Raw genomic sequence first — 21,891 nt, 5'->3', positions numbered from 1 at the left:
GAACGCCTCAGCCCTGCGACACGAGTTGCGGCGCGGGGCGGGGACGGCCGCGGTCCCGGCCGGCCGCCGTCGCGACCCGCAGCGACATCAGCCACCCGACGCCGTACGCCAGCGCGCCGGACACCCCGAACGCCCACACCGCGGTCAGCGGCGACCCGCCCGTCAGAGCCACCACGGACACGGCTCCCGCCACAAGCGCGACGCGGCCCGCGTCCCAGGCGAGTTGAAGACCCTGGCGTTCGAACACGACAAGCGTCTGCGACAGCGGCGAGACGACGAGCTGAGCTGCCATGAAGACGGCCAGGGCCTGGGCGTAGGCGCCGCTGCTGTGCCACTGCGCGCCGAAGACCAGGCTGAAGGCCGCGGGCGCGCCGACCACCACGAGGAGCGCGCCGGGACCCGCGACCAGGGCCAGCTTCCGGCTGGCGTCGAGAAACGCGCGCCGGCCGCTCCGGGGCTGCTCCCTGGCGATCCGGGCGATCTCCCCCAGGTAGACCTGGGCCACCGCGGACGCCACGAGCGCGGCGGGCATGGCGAGCACCCGCTGGGTCAGCCCCAGCCAGCCAGCCACCGCCGAGCCGTACCAGTAGGCGATGAGCAGCACCGGCAACTGCATGCCGAGGACGTTGAGCAGACCGGACGGGGCCAGGAGGAACGGGAACCGCCGGTACCGGCGTGCCACCGCCAGCAGGCGTGGCGGCCGCCGACCGGCCCGGGCACTCGCGCCGCGCCGACGGGCGTCCCCGAGCAGGACCGCGGCGGCCGCGACCTGACCGAACCCGAAGCCGAGCGCCAGGCCACCGGGGCGAAGCCCCGCCACCCCGGCCACGATCTGGGTGACCACCACAGCCACGGACTGGAAGAGGTTGCGCCGGCCGATCGCGCCGTACCGACGGTGCCGCACGGCGAACTGGTTCAGCACGAGGACGACACCCATCGCGGCGGCGGAGGGCGGCACCACCCAGAGCCAGTGGGCCAGCTCGGGCTGACCGAACCAGAGCGCCGCCCGGTCCCCCGCCAGCAGGACGACCGTCGATGCCAGGATCGCCGTGCCGGCGGCCGCAACGAGGCCGAGCCGCACCAGCGTGCGTGCATCCTCCTCCCGCTCGGGAAGCGGAACGGCCATCTCGAACCGGAGCGCGGCCACCGTGCCCACCGTGACCACGAGCGCGGCGACCACGGCGAGCACGCCGAAGTCCGCCGGACGGTAGAGCCTCGCCAGTAACGGGACCGCAGCCAGCGCCAGCAGTTGACCGCCGGCCGACCCGGCGGCGATGCCGAGCACTCCGCGCCGCCCGCTCGACAGGGCGAGCCGGGCCCGCCACCTCACCCAGCGACCCCCGGGCGGTCGACCGGCCGCGCCCGTCCGGCGCGAGCCCGTACCCCGGCGGGCAGCGTCGCCCCGGCCAGCACGAGCACACCGAGGGCCATCGCGGCGAAGAGCGGACGCCCAGCGTTCACGTCCCCGGACGTCGACACCGCCACCACGTTGAACGCCAGCACGGCCAGGACGAACCCGGCGACCGGATCACGCCGGGTCGCGCGCCAGAGCCCCGCCGCGACGACCACGGTGGCCAGGATGAAGGCCCCGCCGACCAGCCAGCCCGCCTCGGCCGGCAGTTCCAGCCACAGGTTGTGCGGATAGTTGTGCACGAGCATGCCGGAGTAGTCGCCCCAGTTGCCGTAGCCGACCCCGCCCGGATTCTCCGTGATCATCGGCACGCTGACCTCACGCATCTGCGCTCGGGCAGTGCCGAACATCTCCTCGCTCGGATCGACCAGAAGCGCGTACAACCGGGGCGGCAGCAGCGACGGCAGGGCGATGACGGCGAGCACCAGGCCGCCCATCAGGCCCAGACCGACCCACTCACGGCGGCCCCGCCGGATCTTCAGGCGGAACCCTGCCAGCATCAGGACGAAGAGGGCCACCACGGTGGCCAGCAGCGGTCCCCGGGAGCCGGTCGCCAAGAGACCGAGGCCGAGGAGCACCGCCAGGCCCGCCGCCCACCACGCCGCCACCCGTTTGCGCAGGTAGAGCCAGGTGAGAGCGACGAGCGCACCGCCGATGGCCCGGGCCAGCCAGATCGGGTTGGAGCCGAAGCCGTCGGCCCGGCCCTCCTGCGGATCACCGTTGAGCGTGGCGATCGCGAGCACCACCCCCGACAGGACGAAGACGGCGGCGAACATCTCGACGTCACGCCGCCCGCGCAGCACCGCCACCGCCGCCGTGGCGAACACGGTCAGCGTCATGAGCAGCAGGAACTTCTGCCGGCCGTAGTCCGTCTCCGGCGGGTGCAGAACCCCCGGCAAGGCGAGGACGCCGAAGACCACAAGGGTCCAGAAGATCACTGTCCGGGACCGCGAGGCCGGCCGGAGGATCTCGTGCAGGAGCAACGGGACCGCGAGCACCACCGCGGCGATCAGGAATCCGCGGCCGACCATGCGCGGGAACTGGTCGAAGTTGAGCACCAGCACCACGGCGGTGGCGCGCAGCACCGTCGAGACGAGACCACCCGTGCGCCGCACCGGTGTCTCCGGTCCGGCGGGCCCACCGGGGCCGCGGACCGTGCCGATCGCCGACGACCGGCGGCTGTCCTGCATCACCATCACGTTCGAGCCTCCTGCGGCACCGAGCTTGGAACCCGTCACACCGCCCGGTCGGAGCGGTAACGCGCGAGATTGGCCGGATCGAGGAACCACTCGACTGTCGCCTTCAGCCCCTCGTCGATGCTCGTGACGGGCTGCCACCCGGTCCGCGACCGGAGCAGGCCGGCGTCGCCGAGCAGGCGTTCCACCTCGGAATCCGCCGGGCGGAGCCGGGACTCGGTGACCACCACCTCCGGCTGGGCGCCGAACATCGCGGCGATCTTGCGGACCAGGTCGCCGACCGAGGTCTCCCGGCCCGTCGCGGCCTGGAACACGCCGCCCACCACAGCGTCGTCGGGCGCCGTGCCGACGGCCTGAAACGCGGCCACGGTGTCCGTCACGTAGAGGAGGTCCCGGGTGGTACGCAGCGCGCCCAGCCGGACCACCCCGTCGCCCTTCGCCATCTGGCTGATGATGGTGGGGATGACCGCCCGGGTGGACTGCCGGGGGCCGTACGTGTTGAACGGCCGCAGCGTGACCACCGGCAGGCCGAAACTGAGGTGGTAGCTCTCGGCCAGCTTGTCCGCGCCGATCTTGGAGGCCGAGTACGGCGACTGCCCGCGCAACCGGTGCTGCTCGGTCATCGGGACCGTGGTGGCCGTCCCGTACACCTCGCTCGTGGAGGTGACCACGACCCGGCCGACGCCGGCCGTCCGCGCGCTCTCCAGCACGTTGAGCGTGCCGGTGATGTTGGTGTCCACGTAGGACTGCGGCGCGAGATACGAGTACGGGATGCCACCCAGCGCGGCCAGGTGGTAGACGGTGCGGGCGCCGTCGACCAGCCGCTGCACCATGCCCCGGTCGCGGATGTCCCCCGCGACGACCTCGACGCCGGCCAGCTGGTCCGGGCCGAAGGTGTCCAGCCAGCCGTGCGATCCGGCGCCGTTGTAGCGCACGAGGGCGCGCACCGGGTGGCCCGCGGCGGCGAGCGCCTCGACCAGGTGGGAGCCGATGAAGCCACCGGCCCCGGTCACCACCACCGGGCCGCCGGACGAGTGTGCCGTCATGGTTCGCTCCTCCTCTTCGCCGGTCCGGCCGTACCGGTACCGGGTCGGCTCAACGAGCCGGCGCCGCCGCCGGAGCCACCTGGCTCCACAGCGCGCCGACCGAGTCGTACAGGTCGTGTTCGGGCGTCCACCCCAGGACCGAGGCGGCCCGGTCGACGTCGCCACGCATCCAGCCCACGTCGGCGGAGCGGGGGGACGGTGGGCGGTCCTCCCGGACGCGGACCGGCCGGCCGGCCGCCGAGACCAGCAGGTGGACGGCGTCGCGCACCGGCACCGCCCGGCCGCTCGCCACGTTGAGGACACGGGCCCGCGGCGCCGCGACGGTCACCGCCCGCCGGACCGCGGCGGCCACGTCCCGCACGTCCACGAAGTCCCGGTACGCGTCCAGCGGGCCGGTACGCAGGTCCTCGCCGGGCGCGAGGCGGGACAGCAGCGCCGCCACCCGGCCGAGCAGCGTCGTGCGGGGCATGCCGGGACCGACGGGGTTGAACACCCGGAGCACGACCGCGTCCACCCGGCCGGCCGCGACCGCCAACTCGACGAGGCGGGTTGCCGCGGCCTGACTCACGCCGTAGGCGCTGACCGGCGCCGGGGGATGGTCCTCGGCAGCCGCGGCGCCGAACGGAACGGGACCGTACTCGGCGGCGGAGCCAAGGCGAACCAGTCGGGCGCGGGGCGCGGCGTCGGCGACCGCGTCCACCAGCCTGGCGGCCGCCAGCGTGTTCGCCCGGACGAGATCCTCGGCGGCGCCGCTCACCGCTCCGGCGCAGTTGACGACCGCGTCCGGCCGGACCGTGTCGAGCAACGCCCGTAACGTCTCGGGCGCCGCGGTGACCAGGTCGCACTCGTCGCGCGACGGGCACGCGACGTCCGCCGTGGCGGCGAGCTCCCGTCGTACGTGAGCGCCGATGAAGCCGGCGGCGCCGAAGAGGAGTACGCGCATCATGCTCCGGCCGGGGCGCCGGCAGGCAGGAGCAGGTCCCGGACCTCGGCGAAGCAGCGGTTGGCCTCGTCGTAGTCCTCGGGGCGGCCGATGTCCAGCCAGTAGCCGTCGAACTCGTAGCCGGCCGGTGGTTCGCCCCGGCCCAGCAGGTCCAGCACCAGCTGGTCGAACCCGAACGGCTGCCCTGCCGGATAGTGGGCGATGGTGCTGCGGGAGAGGCCGTAGACCCCCATGCTCACCCGGTAGTGCAGGACCGGCTTCTCGGAGAAGGATGTGATCTTGTCGCCGGCCAGCTCCAGAACCCCAAAGTCGATCTTGACGGTACGCCGGTAGGTGGCCACCGTCAGGGGCGCGCCCGACCGCGCGTGGGTGGCCAGGAGGTCGGCGTAGTCGAGGTCGGTGAGCACGTCGCCGTTCATCACCAGGAAGTGCTCGGGCAGGCGGTGCCGGATGCCGAAGAGCGGGCCGATGGTCGACAGCGGCCGGTCCTCCTCGACGTAGTCGACGGCCAGGCCGAACCGGGAGCCGTCGCCGACGAAGGCCCGGATCAACGCGCCCAGGTGGTTGATCGCCAGGGTGACGTGGGTGAAGCCGCGATCGGCGAGCTGGCGCAGGACGATCTCGAGGATCGCGTAGCTCTCGCCGATGGGCACGAGCGGCTTCGGCAGGGTGGAGGTGTAGGGACGCAGCCGTACCCCCGCGCCACCCGCCATGATCACGACATGCATCGGCTCTCCGCTCGTCCCCGCCCTACCTCGCGTCCAACGAGCCGGGCCTGCACGGGGGTACGGAAATCACCTGTTCGGGGGCACTTCCCCGGCTTCGCGCCCGCGGGTGGGCCCGGCGCCGCGCGCCGCTGTGATGAGCTGTACCGGTGGCGGGAGATGTGCTGGGGCTGGTGCTGCACCCCACCCGGGACGTCTCCGAGGTGGTGCGGATCGTCGTGGACTGGGCGGCCCGGCACCGGATCACCCTCGCCGTACGCGCCGAGGACCGCACGCGCGTGCCGGCCGCGGTGGAGGCGATCGCCGCGGAAGAGCTGGCCGACCGCTGCGCCGCGCTGATCAGCATCGGCGGCGACGGCACCATGCTCGGCGCGCTGCGCCTGGCCGTCCGCGACCCGAAGCCGGTGCTCGGCGTCCACCTGGGCCGGCTGGGCTTCCTGGTCGAGGTGGAGCCGCCGGACCTGCCCCGGGCCCTGGAACGGCTGGTGAACCACGACTTCACAGTCGAGTCGCACGCCTGCCTGGCCTGCGACGTCTGCGGTGACGACGTGGTGGCGTTCAACGACATCGCCCTGGTCCGGCAACCCGGCGCCGGCTTCGTCACTGCGACCCTGGCGGTGGACGGCCAGCGGTACGGCTACTACCGCTGCGACGCGCTGGTGGTGAGCACGCCGACCGGATCGACCGCGTACAGCTACGCCGCCGGCGGCCCGCTGATCTCACCGGCCACGGAGGCGATGGTGGTGACGCCGTCGGCGCCGATGGCCGGGATCTCCCGCTCGGTGCTGCTCTCCGCGCACGAGACGGTGCACCTGGAGCTGCGCGCGGACTCGGCGCCGGTGGCGGTGGAGATGGACGGGCTGCTGATCCGCGAGGCCGCGACGGAAGGCTCGGTGCACATCCGGTACGTCCGCGACGCCGGCCGGGTGGTCCGCCTCGACCCGCGCCGCTACCAGGAGCGCAACCAGCTCAAGCTGAGCCTGCTGGACCTGCCGCTGCTGCCCGACCAGCTCCGCGAGCTGCTGCCGGACGGGTTGCGGGAGCAGTTCAACCGCCGGGAGCTGCCCCCGCCCCGCTGACCGTCAGGACGCCCCGAGCACCCCGTCGACGAGCGCCTTGGCCTCCTCCTGGATCCGGGCCAGGTGCTCCGGGCCCTGGAACGACTCGGCGTAGATCTTGTAGACGTCCTCGGTGCCGGACGGGCGGGCGGCGAACCAGCCCGACTCCGTGGTCACCTTGAGGCCGCCGATCGCGGCGCCGTTGCCGGGCGCGGTGGTGAGGATCGCGGTGATCGGCTCGCCGGCCAGCTCGGTGGCGGTGACCTGCTCCGGCGAGAGCTTCGCCAGGACCGCCTTCTCCTCCCGCCCGGCCGGGGCGTCGATGCGGGCGTACGCGGGCGCGCCGAAGCGGTCGGCCAGCTCGGCCCAGTGCTCGCTGGGCGTACGCCCGGTGGTGGCGATGATCTCCGCGGCGAGCAGGCAGAGCAGGATGCCGTCCTTGTCGGTGGTCCAGGTGCCGCCGTCGCGGCGCAGGAACGACGCCCCGGCGCTCTCCTCGCCGCCGAAGCCGACGGCGCCGTCGAGCAGGCCGGGCACGAACCACTTGAACCCGACCGGGACCTCCAGCAGCGGGCGGCCGAGGTCGGCCGCGACCCGGTCGATCATCGAGGAGGAGACGAGCGTCTTGCCCACCGCCGCGGCCGGGCCCCACTGCTCCCGGGTACGGAACAGGTGGCCGATCGCCACGGCCAGGTAGTGGTTGGGGTTCATCAGCCCGCCGTCGGGCGTGACGATGCCGTGCCGGTCGGCGTCGGCGTCGTTGCCGGTGGAGACCGCGTAGTCGTCCCGGGCGGCGATCAGCGACGCCATCGCGTTCGGCGACGAGCAGTCCATCCGGATCTTGCCGTCGCCGTCGAGCGTCATGAACCGCCAGGTCGGGTCCACGAGCGGGTTGATCACCGTCAGGTCGAGGCGGTGCCGCTCGGCGATCTCGCCCCAGTACGCCACGCTCGCCCCGCCCATCGGGTCCGCGCCGATGCGTACCCCGGCGTCGCGGATCGCGTCGATGTCCAGCGCGGCGGGCACGACGTCGACGTACCGGGCGAGGAAGTCGTACTCGCCGGTGGTGTCGGCGGCGCGCGCCCGCGCGTACGGGATGCGTCTGACCTCCTTGAGCCCGGCGGCGAGGATCGCGTTCGCGCGGTCCTGGATCCACTTGGTGGCGTCGGTGTCGGCGGGCCCGCCGTGGGTGGGGTTGTACTTGAAGCCGCCGTCGGACGGCGGGTTGTGCGACGGGGTGATCACGATGCCGTCGGCGAGGCCGCTGGTCCGCCCCCGGTTGTGGGTGAGGATGGCGTGCGAGACGGCGGGCGTCGGGGTGTAGCCGTCGCGGCTGTCGCGCAGCACCGTGACGTCGTTGGCGGCGAGCACCTCCAGCGCGTCGGCCTCGGCCGGCGCGGACAGCGCGTGGGTGTCCCGGCCGAGGAACAGCGGCCCGTCGAGGCCCTGCTCACGCCGGTAGTCGCAGAGCGCCTGGGTGACGGCGAGGATGTGGTCGGAGTTGAACGCGTGGCGCAGGCTCGACCCGCGGTGGCCGGAGGTGCCGAAGGAGACCTGCTGCGCCGGATCGTTCGGGTCCGGGTGCTCGGCGTAGTAGGCGGTGACCAGCCGGGGCACGTCGACCAGATCGTCGGGCTGCGCGGGCTGGCCGGCACGGGGGTGGGCCACTGCGGGATCCTCCTCGGGTTGCGGTGGTGCTTGCTCAGGGCTCGACGCGCTGGCCCTTGCCGATGACGACGATGCCGTTGTCGGACACGGTGTAGCGCTGGCGGTCCTTCTCCCGGTCGACGCCGATCTCGGCGCCCTCGGGCACGTGGACGTTCTTGTCCAGGATCGCGCGCCGGACCACGGCGTGCCGGCCGATCTGGACACCCTCCATCAGCACGGCGCCGTCGACGTGCGCCCAGGAGTGCACCTTCACCTTCGGCGACACGATCGAGTTCTCCACGAGCGAGCCGGAGATCACCGAGCCGGGCGACACCATCGAGCTGACCGCGCGGCCCACCCGCTCGCCCCAGGCGTGCACGAACTTGGCGGGCGGGTACGGCGGCTGCTCGGTGTAGATCGGCCAGTCGAAGTTGTAGAGGTTGAACACCGGGTGCACGTTGATCAGGTCCATGTGCGCGTCGTAGAACGAGTCGAGCGTCCCCACGTCCCGCCAGTAGCCGCGGTCGCGGTCGGTGCTGCCCGGCACCTCGTTGTCCTTGAAGTCGTAGACGTTGGCCTCGCCGCGCTCGACGAGCATCGGGATGATGCTGCCGCCCATGTCGTGCTTGCTGGTCTTGTCCGCCGCGTCGCGCTCGACGGCCTCGCACAGCGCCCGGGTGGTGAACACGTAGTTGCCCATCGAGGCGTAGATCTGGTCCGGCGCGTCGGGCAGCCCCACCGCGTCGGTGGGCTTCTCCCGGAACGCGCGGATGCGCTTGCCGTCCTCGCCGACCTCGATCACGCCGAACTGGTCGGCCATCGACAGCGGCTGCCGGATGCCGGCCACTGTCACCCCGGCGCCGGAGGCGATGTGGTCGTCGACCATCTGCCGGGGGTCCATCCGGTAGATGTGGTCGGCGCCGAAGACGATGACGTAGTCGGGCTGCTCGTCGTTGATCAGGTTGAAGCTCTGGTAGATCGCGTCGGCCGAGCCGGCGAACCACCACGGGCCGCGGCGCTGCTGCGCCGGCACCGGCGTGACGTAGTTGCCGAGCAGCGTCGACATCCGCCACGTCTTGGTGATGTGGCGGTCCAGCGAGTGCGACTTGTACTGGGTCAACACGACGATCTTGAGGAAGCCGGCGTTCGCCAGGTTGGACAGGACGAAGTCGACCATGCGGTACATCCCGCCGAAGGGGACGGCGGGCTTCGCCCGGTCGGTCGTCAGGGGCATCAGGCGCTTGCCCTCCCCGCCGGCCAGGACGATCGCGAGCACCTTGGCAGCCATGCTCAGACGCTAACGACCTGGAACCGACTTCACCACTCGGACGCCCACACTTGCGCACCGCGTGCGACACGCCGCTCTGCACTAGGGTGCGGGCATGGCACCGATGCGCGTCGACCTGCTCACCCGCGAGTACCCGCCGGAGGTGTACGGCGGCGCCGGAGTGCACGTGGAATACCTCGCCCGCGAGCTGCGCCGGCTCGCCGACGTGCGGGTGCACTGCTTCGGCGCGCCGCGCGACGAGAAGGGCGTGACCGCGTACGCCGAGCCGGCCGCGCTGGCCGGCGCGAACGCCGCGCTGCGGGTCATGGGCGTCGACCTGGAGATGGCCGCCGGTACGGCCGGCACCGACGTGGCGCACAGCCACACCTGGTACGCCAACCTGGCCGGGCACACCGCGAAGCTGCTGCACGGGGTGCCGCACGTGGTCACCGCGCACAGCCTGGAGCCGCTGCGCCCGTGGAAGGCCGAGCAGCTCGGCGGCGGGTACGCGCTCTCCTCCTGGTGCGAGCGGACCGCGTTCGAGGCCGCCGACGCGATCATCGCGGTGAGCGCGGGGATGCGCCGCGACGTGCTCACCGCGTACCCGGCGGTGAACCCGGACCGGGTCCGCGTGGTCTACAACGGCATCGACACCGCGCAGTACGCGCCGGACCGGAACACCGACGTGCTCGACCGGCTCGGCATCGACCCGTCCCGGCCCAGCGTGGTCTACGTCGGGCGGATCACCAAGCAGAAGGGCCTGCCGTACCTGCTGCGCGCGGCCCGGGAACTGCCCGCCGACGTCCAGCTGGTGCTGCTGGCCGGCGCGCCGGACACCCAGGAAATCGCCGCCGAGGTCGAGGAGCTGGCCGCCGAACTGCGGGCGAAGCGGTCGGGGGTCGTCTGGGTGGCGGCGATGCTGCCCAAGCACGAGGTGATCCAGGTGCTCTCCCACGCCACGATCTTCGTCTGCCCGTCCGTGTACGAGCCGATGGGCATCGTCAACCTGGAGGCGATGGCCTGCGAGACGGCGGTGGTGGCGACCGCCACGGGCGGCATCCCGGAGGTGGTCGCCGACGGCGAGACCGGGTTGCTGGTGCCGATCGAGCAGGCCGGCGACGGGTCCGGAACCCCGCTGGACCCGGAGCGTTTCGTGGCCGACCTGGCCGCGCGCATGAACGAGCTGCTGGCCGACCCGGAGCGGATCGCGGCGTTCGGCGCGGCGGGGCGGCGGCGGGCGGTGGAGCACTTCTCCTGGCAGGCGATCGCCGAGCAGACGATCGAGGTGTACCGCTCGGTGGGGGTGCAAGGAAGGGCCCCTTCTTAACGCCTCCGGTAGAGGAAGGGCCCCTTCTTAACGGGTGCGGCCCGCCGCACCCGGGCGCTACGACGTGCGGACGTCACAGGCCGGGTTAGGGTCGCGCGATGCCCGATGCGATCTTCGCCCATCCGCGCCTCGCGCCGGTCTACGACGCCTTCGACTCCGACCGGGACGACCTGGCCGCCTACCTCGCGCTCGTCGGTGAGCTGGGCGCGCGCACGGTGCTCGACGTGGGCTGCGGGACCGGGTCGCTGGCGGTCCTGCTGGCCCGGCACGGGCACGCGGTCGTCGGCGTCGACCCGGCCGAGGCGTCCCTCGACGTCGCGCGGGCCAAGGACGGGGCCGGCACGGTCCACTGGATCCACGGCGACGCCACGGCGCTGCCCGCGCTCGACGCCGACCTGGCCACGATGACCGGGAACGTGGCGCAGGTCTTCCTGACCGACGCCGACTGGGGACGGACGCTCCGGAGCATCCACGCCGCGCTCCGGCCGGAGGGGTATCTCGTCTTCGAGACCCGGCGTCCCGAGTATCGCGCCTGGGAGGAGTGGGCGACGGATACCGGCCCGGTCGTCCGGTCCGTCCCGGGCGTCGGACGGGTGGAACGGCGTTTCCGGGTCACCGCGATCGACCTGCCGTTCGTCTCCTTCCGCTTCACCTACCGGTTTCTGGCCGACGGGGCAGTGGTCACGTCGGACTCGACGCTGCGGTTCCGCGAGCGCGCCGAGGTCGAGTCGAGCCTGACCGCCGCCGGATACCGGGTGCTCGACGTGCGGGAGGCACCTGATCGCCCCGATCGGGAGTTCGTGTTCGTCGCGCAGCGGACGAGCTAGACCCGGAGCGCGTCGTCGGCCGGCCGCCGATTATTGACGCTTCCTGACAAAAATGCTTCACTGGTCACATGGCCTCGGACCCCCCGCCCGTGCGACGCCGACGCGGCCGGCCCACGGTGCTCGATCCCGAAGCGGTCGGCACCGCGGCCCTGCGGCTCTGGGCCGAACGCGGCTACGGCGCCACCGGCTGGGACGACATCTCCGCGGCCACCGGGATCAGTGCCCGCACGCTGATGCGGCACTTCCCGTCCAAGGCCGCCCTCGCCTGGGTGGGGGTGCCCGCCGCCACCCGGCGGCTGACCGAGACGTTCCGCACGCTGCCTCTCGACATCCCGCTGTCGGACGCGCTGCGCGCCGCCGTGGTCGCCTCCGTCTCCGACGACGCGCTCGTGCTCAGCGCGGGCGGGTACTGGATGCGGGTCGTCGCCGAGGAACCCGAGCTGGCGGAAGCCTCCGCCCGCGCCTACGCGCCCTGGACCGAGGCCCTCGCCCGGGAGATCGCCCGGCGTCGACCGGGAGCGCCGACGGCGATCTGCCACGCCGTCGCCGCCGCGTACCGCGAGGCGGCCCAGGCCGCGCTGTACGACTGGGCCCGCGGCGGCCCCGACGGCTCGCCCGCCCACGCCGTCGACGCCCTGCTGCGTCTGCTGGACATCCGCATCACCACACCCGAGGAAGCCCCGTGACCACCACGCGCCCGATTCCCGACCCGCTCGCCCCCGCCATCCTCGGTCCGGTTCGCCTGCGCAACCGGGTCATCAAGTCCGCCACCTTCGAGGGGGCGACCCCGGACGCCCTGGTCACCGACCGCCTGATCGAGTACCACACCGCTGTGGGCCGCGGCGGCGTCGGCATGACGACTGTCGCCTACCTCGCCGTCGCGCCCGAGGGGCGCACCGAACGGGGGCAGGTCTACTGGCGGCCCGAGGCGTTGCCCGGGCTGCGGCGGCTGACCGAGGCGGTGCACGCCACCGGCGCCAAGGTCAGCGCCCAGATCGGCCACGCCGGGCCGGTGGCGAACTCCCGTTCGAACGGGCTGCCCTCGCTCGCCGCGTCGGCGCGGTTCAACCCCCTGGCGATGGGCCTCGACCGCGCCGCGACGCACGACGACATTCGCCGCGTCGTGGCCGCACACGGCAGCGCCGCCGCGGCGGCGCGCGAGGTGGGCTTCGACGCCGTCGAGGTGCACCTGGGCCACACCTACCTCGCCGGGTCGTTCCTGTCGCCGAAGCTCAACCGGCGCCGGGACGAGTTCGGCGGCGCGCTTGCCAACCGGGCCGAGTTCCCGCGCCGGATCCTGGCCGCCGTCAAGGAGGCCGTCGGCGACGACGTGGCCGTCATCGCCAAGATGAACATGAGCGACGGCGTACGCGGCGGTTTCGATCTCGACGAGTCGATCCCGTTCGCCCGGATGCTGCAGACCGACGGGCACCTGGACGCCCTGGAGCTCACCGGCGGGTCCTCGCTGCTCAACCCGATGTTCCTGTTCCGGGGCGACATCCCGCTCGCGGCGATGGCCGCGCCCCAGCCGCCGCTGCTGCGGCTCGGCATGAAGATGTTCGGCCGGTTCCTGTTCCGCGACTACCCCTACCAGCCGCTCTACTTCCGCGACCTCGCGCTCCAGTTCCGCCGCGAGCTGTCCATGCCGCTGATCCTGCTCGGCGGCGTCACCGACCTCGACGGGATGCGCACGGCCATGAGCGACGGCTTCGAGTACGTCGCGATGGCCCGCGCCCTGCTCAGGGAGCCGGACCTGATCAACAGGATCAGCCGCGACGCCGCCACCCGGTCGCGCTGCACCCACTGCAACCTCTGCGCCGCCAGCATCTTCACCGGCACCCACTGCCCCCTGGACGCCGAGGGGACGGCCGCGCTCGTCGCCGCCGGCACCCGCCCCGTCGTCGCCCCGTAGCAAGGAGTTTCCTGATGTCCGTACCCCGGCAGCCCCGTCCGACCTCGGTCGACCTCGTCGTGATCGGCTCCGGCACCGGCCTCGCCGCCGCGCTCAGCGCCCACGAGGCCGGCCTCTCCGTCGTGGTCGTGGAGAAGTCGCGCTGGGTCGGCGGCTCCACGGCGCGCTCCGGCGGCGCCTTCTGGATCCCCGCCAATCCCGTGCTGGCCGCCGAGGGCTCCGGGGACACGCCCGAGCGCGGCGCGGCGTACCTGGAGGCCGTCGTGGACGGCTCCGCGCCCGAACAGCGCTGGCGCAGCTTCCTGGAGCACGGCACCGCCACGATCGAGATGCTCACGCGGACCACCCCGATGCGGTTCCTCTGGGCCCGTGGCTACTCCGACTACCACCCGGAGCTGCCCGGCGGCACCGCCGAGGGCCGCAGCTGCGAGTGCCGCCCGCTGGACCTGAAGCTCCTCGGCGCCGACCGCGCGCGGCTGCGTCCCGCCGTCCTCTCCGCACCAGTGCCCATGCCGGTCACCGGCGCGGACTACAAGTGGCTCAACCTGATGGCGAAGACCCCGGTTCGCGCGCTGCCCCGCATCGTGACCCGCCTCGCCCAGGGCCTCGGCGGCCTCGCGCTCGGACGCGAGTACGCCGCCGGCGGCCAGGCCATCGCCGCCGGCCTCTTCGCCGGCGTCCGCCGCGCCGGTATCCCGGTCTGGACCGAGACGGCGCTGGAGCGGCTCCTGGTCGAGGGGGACCGGGTCGTCGGGGCCGAGCTGCGCCACGGGGAGACGACGTTCGCCGTACGGGCCGAGCGGGGTGTCGTGCTCGCCACCGGCGGCTTCGACCACGACCTGCCGCTGCGGCACGCCCACCACCACCGTGACCTGGGCGACTGGAGCCTCGGCGCGGACAGCAACACCGGCGACGGGATCCGCGCCGGCCAGGAGGCGGGCGCCGGCACCGACCTGATGGAGCAGGCGTGGTGGTTCCCCGCCGTCGCGCCGGTCGGCGACGGCGCGCCGTCGGTGCTCCTCGCCGAGCGTTCCCTGCCCGGGTCGCTCATGGTGGACGGCACGGGCCGCCGGTTCGTCAACGAGTCCTGCGACTACATGACGTTCGGGCAGCGGGTGCTCGGCCTCGCCCACGAGGGCGGAGCGCTGCCGGCCATGTGGCTGGTCTTCGACCAGCGGTACCGCAACAGCTACGTCTTCGCCGGCACGCAGTTCCCCCGCGCCCCGCTGCCGAAGTCCTGGTACGCGGCGGGCATCGCGCACCGCGCGGGCACCCCGGGTGACCTCGCCCGGTCGATGGGCGTGGACGCCGACGCGTTGAGCGCCACCCTGGCGCGGTTCAACCAGTTCGCCGCCGCCGGCGTCGACGACGACTTCGCGCGTGGCGCCAGCGCGTACGACCGCTACTACGGCGACCCGACGGTGACGCCGAACCCGAACCTGCGGCCCCTGGCCGGCAACCTGTACGCCGTCCGGGTCGTCCTGTCCGACCTCGGGACCTGCGGTGGGATCCGGGCCGACGGCCTCGGCCGGGCGCTGTCCGACGCGGGGAACCCGGTCCCGGGGTTGTACGCGATCGGCAACGCCGCCGCCAACGCCTTCGGCCGCACCTACCCGGGGGCCGGGGCGACCATCGGCCAGGGCCTGGTCTACGGCTACGTCGTCGGGCGGCACGCGGCGGGCAAGCTCCCCGCCGCCGACCGGGCCCCGGCCCGCCGGACGGCGGACTAGGCACGGTTTTGTCGCACCCGGGGCCGCCCGACGTGCCAGCATCCGGCAGGACGCACGGGCCGACCCGGACCGACCGTCGGCGAAGCGGAGAGGAACCGACATGGGTACGTACGCGGTGACCGGCGCGGCCTCGGGCATGGGCCGGGCGTCCGCCGAGCGGCTGCGGCGCGACGGGCACACTGTCGTCGGCGTGGACCTGCGGGACGTGGAGGTCGTCGCCGACCTCTCCACGCCGACCGGGCGCGCGGCGGCTGCGACCGAGGTGCTGGAGCGCGCCGGAGGGCGGCTCGACGGGGCGGTCTGCGCCGCGGGGCTCGGCGGCATCCCCGGCCGGGACCGGCTCGTGCAGCAGGTCAACTTCTTCGGCGTGGTGGAGTTGCTCGAGGCGTGGCGACCCGCGCTGGCCGCCGCCGGCAACAGCAAGGTCGTAGTGTTCGGCTCGAACTCCGTCACGCTCACCCCGATGGTGCCGGAGCGCGCCGTACGGGCCCTGCTCGACCGCGACGCGGACCGGGCGCTGCGCGTGGTGGGGCGCTTCGGCAAGCGCTCGGCGCCGTTCGCGTACGCGAGCTCGAAGCTGGCGGTGACGCGGTGGGCACGCCGCGCCGCGATCTCGCCGGAGTGGGCCGGCGCGGGCATCCGGGTGAACGTCCTGGCCCCCGGCATCATCGCCACCCCGCTGCTGGAGGAGCAGATCGCCCGGGGCGAGAAGGAGGCGGTCGAGGGGCTGCCGGTGCCGATCGGCGGGCGCGGCAGGCCGGCGGACGTCGGCGATTGGGTGGCGTTCATGCTGTCGCCGGCCGCCGACTTCCTCTGCGGTTCGGTGATCTTCCTGGACGGCGGTTCGGACGCCTACTTCCGCACCGACGACTGGCCCGTCTCCACCGGGCCGGCCGGGGTGCTGCGCTACATGCGTCGTGCCAAGGCGTGGCGGGCCCGGCGCTGACCCGGCAGGCCCGTCCACCCGGGGCGGCCGGGCCCGGCGCGTCGCCGTGGAAGCAACGCGCAACCGAGCGCGAAAGGATCTCGCGCAGTAGGTTGAGCGGGTGACTGGACGGTTCCCGATCGAAGACGTCTCCCCCGTCGTCTCCTGCGGTCGCTACCCGGCCAAGGCGGTGGTCGGCGAGGTCGTGCCGGTGTCGGCGCGGGCCTATCGCGAGGGTCACGACGCGCTCGGGTGCAACGTGGTCTGGCTCGGCCCGGACGGCGCGGCCCGCCCGTTCACCCGGATGCGCCCGGGCGAGCCCGGCCAGGACCGCTGGCACGCCACCATCCGCCCGGACGCGGTGGGCCTGTGGCGCTTCGCCGTGGAGGCGTTCCAGGACCCGTACCTCACCTGGCAGAACGCGGTCACCAAGAAGATCGCCGCCGGCCAGGGCGCGGCCGAGCTGGCGAACGACCTGGCCGAGGGCGTACGCGTGCTCACCGCCGCGCTCGACCTGGTGCCGAAGGCCGACCGTGATCGCGTACGCGAAGCCGCGCGGGCGCTGACCGACGACGACCTGGACCTGCCGCGGCGGGTGAGCGCGGCGCTGGATCTGGCCGACCTGCTCTGGGCGCACCCGGTGCGCGAGCTGGTCACCACCGGCGCGGAGCACACGCTGTGGGTGGACCGGCCGCGGGCGCTCTTCTCCGCCTGGTACGAGTTCTTCCCCCGCTCCGAGGGCGCGATCCCGGCGACAGTCGACGCCCCCGCCCGTTCCGGCACGTTCGCCACCGCGATCCAGCGGCTGCCGGGTGTCGCGGCGATGGGCTTCGACGTGCTCTACCTGCCGCCGATCCACCCGATCGGCCGGGTCAACCGCAAGGGCCGCAACAACGCGCTCACCGCCGGGCCGGACGACGTGGGCTCGCCGTGGGCGATCGGCGCGGCCGAGGGCGGCCACGACGCCATCCACCCCGATCTGGGTACGCCGGAGGACTTCCGCGACTTCGTCACCGCCGCCGCCGAGCAGGGCCTGGAGGTGGCGATGGACCTGGCGTTGCAGTGCGCGCCGGATCACCCGTGGGTCACCGAGCACCCGGAGTGGTTCACCACCCGCGCCGACGGCAGCATCGCGTACGCGGAGAACCCGCCGAAGAAATACCAGGACATCTATCCGCTGAACTTCGACAACGACCCCGAGGGCATCCGGACCGAGATGCTGCGGGTGGTGCTGCACTGGGTCGGCCAGGGCATCCGGATCTTCCGGGTGGACAACCCGCACACCAAGCCGTTCGACTTCTGGCACTGGCTTATCGCCGAGGTCAAGAAGGTGGACCCGGACGTGCTGTTCCTGGCCGAGGCGTTCACCCGGCCGGCGATCATGCACGGGCTCGGCAAGATCGGCTTCACCCAGTCGTACACCTATTTCACCTGGCGCACGACGGCGGCCGAGATGCGGGAGTACTGCGAGGAGCTCGTCGCCTCGGTCGACTGGATGCGGCCGAACTTCTGGCCCAACACGCCGGACATCCTGCACTCGTCGTTGCAGCACGGCGGGCCGCCGATGTTCAAGATCCGGGCGGTGCTGGCCGCGCTGCTCTCCCCCTCCTGGGGCATGTACGCCGGGTTCGAGCTGTTCGAGCACGTGGCCCGCCCCGGCGCCGAGGAGTACCTGGACAACGAGAAGTACGAGCTGCGGCCCCGGGACTGGGACGCCGCGCTGGCGCAGGGCCGGTCGCTGGCGCCGTTCATCACCACGCTGAACCGGGTACGCCGGGACAACCCCGCCCTGCACCAGCTGCGCAACCTGCGGTTCCACGACATCGACAACCCGGCGCTGCTGTGCTGGTCGAAGCACGACCCGGACAGCGGCAACACGGTGATCGTGGTCTGCTCGTTCGACTCCCGCGAGGTGCAGTGGGGCAACACGACGCTCGACATGCCGGCGCTCGGCCTGGACTGGCACGAGCGGTTCACCGTGCGCGACGAGCTGACCGGCGCCGAGTACGACTGGGGGCAGCGCAACGCGGTGCGCCTCGACCCGTACCTGCAACCGGCGCACGTGCTCACCGTGCGCCGCCCGGCCGCACCGGAGACCGTCGCCGAACCGGAGCACCCGGCCGCGCCGGACCTCACAGTGGAAGACGTACCCGCCGACCTCTCCGGCGGCACCGCCCCGACCGCACCGGCCGACAAGGACGACGCCCGATGGACCAGCTGATCACCGGCGAGGTACACGACCCGCACGCCGTGCTCGGCGCGCACCCGGCCGGCGGGAGCACCACGATCCGGACGCTGCGCCGGGGCGCCGGTGAGGTGACGCTGCTCGTCGACGGCGAGGCGCACCCGATGAAGCGGGTGCACGACGCCGGTGTCTTCGAGGCGGTACTGCCCGGCGAGGTGCTCGACTACCGGGTCGAGGTGGACGGCACGGCGCACGACGACCCGTACCGTTATCCGCCCACGCTGGGTGAACTCGACCTGCACCTGATCGGCGAGGGCCGCCACGAGCGGCTCTGGGCGGCGCTCGGCGCCCGGGTCTTCGACGAGGGCGTCGCGTTCACCGTCTGGGCACCGAACGCGCGCGCCGTGCGGCTCGTCGGCGACGTGACCGGCTGGGCGCCGGACGACGGCTGGCCGATGCGGTCGCTGGGGTCCAGCGGCGTGTGGGAGATCTTCGTGCCGGGCATGCCGGTGGGCAGCCGCTACAAGTACCGCATCCTGGGCGCGGACGGCCGGTGGCGGGACAAGGCCGACCCGATGGCCGCGCGCACAGAGGTGCCGCCTTCCACCGCGTCGGTGGTGCACGAGTCACGGTACGAGTGGGGCGACGCGGACTGGCTCGCGCGCCGGTCGCGGCAGGCGCCGCACCAGGAGCCGATGAGCGTGTACGAGGTGCACCTGGGCTCGTGGCGGCCCGGCCTCGGCTACCGGGAGCTGGCCGAGCAGCTCACCGCGTACGTGCTGGAGATGGGCTTCACCCACGTGGAGTTCCTGCCGGTGATGGAGCACCCGTTCGGCGGCTCGTGGGGCTACCAGGTCACCGGCTACTACGCGCCGACCGCCCGGTTCGGCGACCCGGACGACTTCCGGTACCTGGTGGACCGGCTGCACGCCGCCGGCATCGGGGTGATCCTGGACTGGGTGCCGGCACACTTCCCGAAGGACGAGTGGGCCCTCGCGCGCTTCGACGGCACCCCGCTGTACGAGCACCCCGACCCGCGTCGCGGCGAGCACCCCGACTGGGGCACGTACGTCTTCGACTTCGGCCGCAACGAGGTCCGCAACTTCCTGGTCGCCAACGCGCTGTACTGGCTGGACGAGTTCCACATCGACGGGCTGCGCGTGGACGCGGTCGCCTCGATGCTCTACCTGGACTACTCCCGCTCCGACGGACAGTGGGCGCCGAACGTGCATGGTGGCCGGGAGAATCTGGAGGCGATCGCGTTTCTCCAGGAGGTGAACGCCACCGTCTACCGGCACCACCCGGGCGTGCTGATGATCGCCGAGGAGTCCACCGCCTGGCCGGGCGTCACCAAGCCGACCTCCGAGGGCGGGCTCGGGTTCGGGTTCAAGTGGAACATGGGCTGGATGCACGACACCCTGCTCTACACCTCGAAGGACCCGATCTACCGGCAGCACCACCACCATCAGCTCACGTTCTCCCTGGCGTACGCGTGGAGCGAGAACTACGTGCTGCCGATCAGCCACGACGAGGTGGTGCACGGCAAGGGCTCGCTCGCGGGCAAGATGCCCGGCGACACCTGGCAGCGACTGGCCACCACGCGGGCGCTGCTGGCGTACATGTGGGCGCACCCGGGCAAGCAGTTGCTCTTCATGGGCTGCGAGCTGGCCGACGACCGGGAGTGGAGCGAGGAGCGCGGCCTCGACTGGTACCTCACCCACGATCCGGCGCGCGCGGGCGTGCAGCGGCTGGTCGCCGACCTGAACCGGGTCTACCGGGAGACCCCGGCGCTCTGGGCGCAGGACACCGACCCGGCCGGCTTCCGTTGGATCGCCGGGGACGACGTCGCGAACAACGCGGTGTCGTTCATCCGGATCGCCCCGGACGGGCGGACGCTGGTCTGTGTGGCGAACTTCTCCGCGCTGCCGCTGGAGGACTACCGGATCGGCCTGCCGGCGGCCGGTACGTGGGCCGAGGCGCTGAACACCGACGCCCACCACTACGGCGGTTCCGGCGTGGGCAACCTGGGCGAGGTGCACGCGGAGAACGTGCCGTGGCACGGCCTGCCCGCCTCGGTATCCCTGCGCGTCCCCCCGCTCGGCGTGCTCTGGCTCCTACCCGCAACTGCCTGAGTGCGAGTACCGCCAGAACAGCCACGGCGGCCGGCACTGAGACAGCGTCTTCGGTTGGGCGGGTTGGTTCAGCGCTCGTTCTGTTCCTGGAAGTCGATGATCGCTTCGCCGTTGTCTCGAGCCCAGTCGGTCAGAACCTTGATCGGCTCGACCAGGGTCTGCCCGAGTGGGGTGAGGCTGTACTCGACGCGTGGGGGCGCCTCGGCGTAGGCGTGGCGTTCGACCAGGCCGTATGCCTGCAGGCGGCGCAGGGTCTGGGTGAGGACCTTGTGGGAGATGCCGCCGATGAGTTGGGCCAGCTCGCCCGGGCGTCGTGGTTGCAGGCTGAGTGCGAACAGCACGATCACCGCCCACTTCTCGGTGATGATCTCGACCGCCAGGCGGGTGGGGCAATCGGCGAGGAAGACCTGGCCCGGAGTGTCGTGCACAAGGCCAAAAGGTACCAGCGGGTTCCTATCGGCTCCGTAGCGTCGTGCGACGAAGCCCTTCAGGAACACAAGGAGCCATTCATGCCACGAGTAGTCGTGTTCGACGAGACCGGCGGTCCGGACGTTCTGCGCGTCGTCGATGAGCCGGTCGTCGAGCCCGCGGCCGGCGAGGTACGCGTACGGATCGAAGCCTTCGCGGTCAACCCGCTCGACCAGATGGTCCGGGTCGGGCAGTCCCCGCAGCCCGTGCCGTTGCCGCACGCGCGGCTGGGCGTCGAGGGGACCGGTGTGATCGACGCGCTCGGGTCCGGGGTGACCGGGCTGGCCGTCGGCGACCCGGTCATCCTCGGTGCGATACCCGACTTCGAGACCAGGGGCGCGTACGCCGAGTACACCGTGCTGTCGGCCGACCGGGTGGTGCCACGGCCCGCCGGGCTGGAGCCCGTCGCTGCGGCGGCGCTCTGGGTGTCGTACTTCACCGCCTACGGCGCGCTGGTGGACAGAGCCGGGATGCGGCCTGGGGACCAGGTCCTGATCACCGCGGCGTCGGGCGGTGTCGGGCGGGCCGCGATCCAGATCGCCAACCAGATCGGCGCCGTGCCGATCGCAGTCACCCGGCAGAGCGCCAAAGTGGAGAGCCTGTTGGCCGCCGGAGCCGCCGCGGTGATCGCCACCGACCGGGAGGACATCGGGGAGGCCACCCGGCGGCACACCGGTGGGGTGGGCGCCGACATCATCCTGGACGCTGTCATGGGCCCGGGCCTGGCCGAGCTGTCGCTGGCTGCGAAGCTCGGCGGCACCCTGGCCACGGTGGGCTGGCTGGACCCGCGCCCGGCGTCGTTCCCGGCGAACCCGTCACTGACCATCTATCGCTACATGAGTTTTGCGGACATGGTCGACCCGGTGACCGCCCGGCGCGTCGCCGCGTTCCTGGCCGCTGGTGTCCGCACCGGCGTGCTGCAACCGATGGTGGACCGGGTGTTCACGTTGAACGACATCTTCGAGGCGCACCGGTACCTGGAGAAGGGAACGGCGACGGGCAAGATCGTGGTGACGCCGTAACAGTCGGCCGCCGATCATGAGGTTGACGGCAGTTGTGGATCTCTACAAGGCGGTCAACCTCATGATCGAC

18 protein-coding genes are annotated in these 21,891 nt (G+C 72.7%); 10 read left to right on the top strand and 8 right to left on the bottom strand.

Annotation, left to right across the window (positions count from 1 at the left end; translation table 11 throughout):
- Positions 1–7: 7 nt before the first annotated feature.
- Genes MicB006_RS25905 through MicB006_RS25885 form a run of 5 tightly spaced genes read right to left on the bottom strand, consistent with a single transcriptional unit; the run spans position 8 to position 5,324 of the window.
- Positions 8–1,330, bottom strand: a complete 1,323-nt coding sequence (locus MicB006_RS25905) for an oligosaccharide flippase family protein (RefSeq protein ID WP_116509624.1) — start codon at positions 1,328–1,330, stop codon at positions 8–10.
- Positions 1,327–2,607, bottom strand: a complete 1,281-nt coding sequence (locus MicB006_RS25900; protein ID WP_116509622.1) for an O-antigen ligase — start codon at positions 2,605–2,607, stop codon at positions 1,327–1,329. The genes MicB006_RS25905 and MicB006_RS25900 overlap by 4 nt, the downstream gene beginning before the upstream one ends.
- Before the next feature lie 38 nt (positions 2,608–2,645).
- A complete protein-coding gene (locus MicB006_RS25895) occupies positions 2,646–3,653 on the bottom strand; it encodes an SDR family NAD(P)-dependent oxidoreductase (RefSeq protein ID WP_116509621.1) in 1,008 nt (335 codons plus the stop codon).
- A 49-nt stretch (positions 3,654–3,702) separates the two neighbouring features.
- Positions 3,703–4,596, bottom strand: a complete 894-nt coding sequence (locus MicB006_RS25890) for an NAD(P)-dependent oxidoreductase (protein WP_225980507.1) — start codon at positions 4,594–4,596, stop codon at positions 3,703–3,705.
- On the bottom strand, positions 4,596–5,324 hold the full coding sequence (locus MicB006_RS25885; RefSeq protein WP_116509617.1) for a sugar phosphate nucleotidyltransferase: 729 nt from the start codon (positions 5,322–5,324) through the stop codon (positions 4,596–4,598). The genes MicB006_RS25890 and MicB006_RS25885 overlap by 1 nt, the downstream gene beginning before the upstream one ends.
- Before the next feature lie 146 nt (positions 5,325–5,470).
- On the opposite strand from MicB006_RS25885, the gene MicB006_RS25880 reads away from it, so the two are divergent.
- A complete protein-coding gene (locus MicB006_RS25880; RefSeq protein WP_116509615.1) occupies positions 5,471–6,400 on the top strand; it encodes an NAD(+)/NADH kinase in 930 nt (309 codons plus the stop codon).
- Positions 6,401–6,403: 3 nt separating this feature from the next.
- Here MicB006_RS25880 and pgm read toward each other — a convergent pair whose 3' ends face one another.
- Together pgm and glgC are read right to left on the bottom strand one after the other, a co-directional pair.
- A complete protein-coding gene (gene pgm / locus MicB006_RS25875; RefSeq protein ID WP_116509613.1) occupies positions 6,404–8,047 on the bottom strand; it encodes a phosphoglucomutase (alpha-D-glucose-1,6-bisphosphate-dependent) in 1,644 nt (547 codons plus the stop codon).
- A gap of 34 nt (positions 8,048–8,081) precedes the next feature.
- Positions 8,082–9,314: a glucose-1-phosphate adenylyltransferase gene (gene glgC / locus MicB006_RS25870; RefSeq protein WP_116509611.1), complete on the bottom strand. Its 1,233-nt coding sequence runs from the start codon at positions 9,312–9,314 to the stop codon at positions 8,082–8,084.
- A 94-nt stretch (positions 9,315–9,408) separates the two neighbouring features.
- Between glgC and glgA the strand changes: the two genes are divergently transcribed.
- The 8 genes from glgA to glgB all read left to right on the top strand — a co-directional run bounded on the left by glgA (position 9,409) and on the right by glgB (position 20,331).
- On the top strand, positions 9,409–10,620 hold the full coding sequence (gene glgA / locus MicB006_RS25865; RefSeq protein WP_116509609.1) for a glycogen synthase: 1,212 nt from the start codon (positions 9,409–9,411) through the stop codon (positions 10,618–10,620).
- 98 nt (positions 10,621–10,718) lie between these two features.
- Complete coding sequence (locus tag MicB006_RS25860) at positions 10,719–11,447, top strand: bifunctional 2-polyprenyl-6-hydroxyphenol methylase/3-demethylubiquinol 3-O-methyltransferase UbiG (protein WP_116509607.1); 729 nt, start codon at positions 10,719–10,721, stop codon at positions 11,445–11,447.
- Between the two features lie 89 nt (positions 11,448–11,536).
- A complete protein-coding gene (locus MicB006_RS25855) occupies positions 11,537–12,133 on the top strand; it encodes a TetR/AcrR family transcriptional regulator (protein ID WP_225980506.1) in 597 nt (198 codons plus the stop codon).
- Positions 12,130–13,359, top strand: coding sequence for an NADH:flavin oxidoreductase (locus MicB006_RS25850; RefSeq protein ID WP_116509603.1), 1,230 nt, complete (start codon positions 12,130–12,132; stop codon positions 13,357–13,359). Before MicB006_RS25855 ends, MicB006_RS25850 begins: the two co-directional genes overlap by 4 nt.
- A 14-nt stretch (positions 13,360–13,373) precedes the next feature.
- Positions 13,374–15,089 carry a 3-ketosteroid-delta-1-dehydrogenase gene (locus tag MicB006_RS25845; protein WP_116509601.1) on the top strand — a complete coding sequence of 572 codons (1,716 nt, stop codon included), beginning with the start codon at positions 13,374–13,376 and terminating at the stop codon, positions 15,087–15,089.
- A gap of 100 nt (positions 15,090–15,189) precedes the next feature.
- Positions 15,190–16,035, top strand: coding sequence for an SDR family oxidoreductase (locus MicB006_RS25840; RefSeq protein WP_116509600.1), 846 nt, complete (start codon positions 15,190–15,192; stop codon positions 16,033–16,035).
- A gap of 100 nt (positions 16,036–16,135) precedes the next feature.
- Positions 16,136–18,235 carry an alpha-1,4-glucan--maltose-1-phosphate maltosyltransferase gene (locus MicB006_RS25835; protein WP_116509598.1) on the top strand — a complete coding sequence of 700 codons (2,100 nt, stop codon included), beginning with the start codon at positions 16,136–16,138 and terminating at the stop codon, positions 18,233–18,235.
- Positions 18,223–20,331: a 1,4-alpha-glucan branching protein GlgB gene (glgB, locus tag MicB006_RS25830; RefSeq protein ID WP_116509596.1), complete on the top strand. Its 2,109-nt coding sequence runs from the start codon at positions 18,223–18,225 to the stop codon at positions 20,329–20,331. The genes MicB006_RS25835 and glgB overlap by 13 nt, the downstream gene beginning before the upstream one ends.
- Positions 20,332–20,399: 68 nt before the next feature.
- Here glgB and MicB006_RS25825 read toward each other — a convergent pair whose 3' ends face one another.
- Positions 20,400–20,759 (bottom strand): helix-turn-helix domain-containing protein, encoded by a 360-nt coding sequence (locus MicB006_RS25825; protein ID WP_116509594.1) that lies wholly within the window; start codon positions 20,757–20,759, stop codon positions 20,400–20,402.
- A gap of 81 nt (positions 20,760–20,840) precedes the next feature.
- On the opposite strand from MicB006_RS25825, the gene MicB006_RS25820 reads away from it, so the two are divergent.
- The gene (locus MicB006_RS25820) at positions 20,841–21,821 is read left to right on the top strand and encodes a zinc-dependent alcohol dehydrogenase family protein (RefSeq protein ID WP_116509592.1); all 981 of its coding nucleotides are present in this window, start codon (positions 20,841–20,843) and stop codon (positions 21,819–21,821) included.
- The last annotated feature ends 70 nt before the right edge of the window (positions 21,822–21,891 follow it).

The organism is Micromonospora sp. B006 (assembly GCF_003408515.1).
Classification (GTDB): Bacteria; Actinomycetota; Actinomycetes; order Mycobacteriales; family Micromonosporaceae; genus Micromonospora; species Micromonospora echinospora_A.
Note: the sequence above shows the minus strand (reverse complement) of the source record. Positions and strands in the feature narration are given on the sequence as shown.

Coding starts and splice junctions, on each gene's coding strand:
- MicB006_RS25860 (WP_116509607.1), top strand. CDS start 10,719: ATGCCCGATGCGATCTTCGCCCATCCGCGCCTCGCGCCGGTCTACGAC.
- MicB006_RS25890 (WP_225980507.1), bottom strand. CDS start 4,596: ATGCGCGTACTCCTCTTCGGCGCCGCCGGCTTCATCGGCGCTCACGTA.
- MicB006_RS25820 (WP_116509592.1), top strand. CDS start 20,841: ATGCCACGAGTAGTCGTGTTCGACGAGACCGGCGGTCCGGACGTTCTG.
- glgB (WP_116509596.1), top strand. CDS start 18,223: ATGGACCAGCTGATCACCGGCGAGGTACACGACCCGCACGCCGTGCTC.
- MicB006_RS25840 (WP_116509600.1), top strand. CDS start 15,190: ATGGGTACGTACGCGGTGACCGGCGCGGCCTCGGGCATGGGCCGGGCG.
- MicB006_RS25845 (WP_116509601.1), top strand. CDS start 13,374: ATGTCCGTACCCCGGCAGCCCCGTCCGACCTCGGTCGACCTCGTCGTG.
- MicB006_RS25900 (WP_116509622.1), bottom strand. CDS start 2,607: ATGGTGATGCAGGACAGCCGCCGGTCGTCGGCGATCGGCACGGTCCGC.
- MicB006_RS25895 (WP_116509621.1), bottom strand. CDS start 3,653: ATGACGGCACACTCGTCCGGCGGCCCGGTGGTGGTGACCGGGGCCGGT.
- MicB006_RS25885 (WP_116509617.1), bottom strand. CDS start 5,324: ATGCATGTCGTGATCATGGCGGGTGGCGCGGGGGTACGGCTGCGTCCC.
- glgC (WP_116509611.1), bottom strand. CDS start 9,314: ATGGCTGCCAAGGTGCTCGCGATCGTCCTGGCCGGCGGGGAGGGCAAG.
- glgA (WP_116509609.1), top strand. CDS start 9,409: ATGGCACCGATGCGCGTCGACCTGCTCACCCGCGAGTACCCGCCGGAG.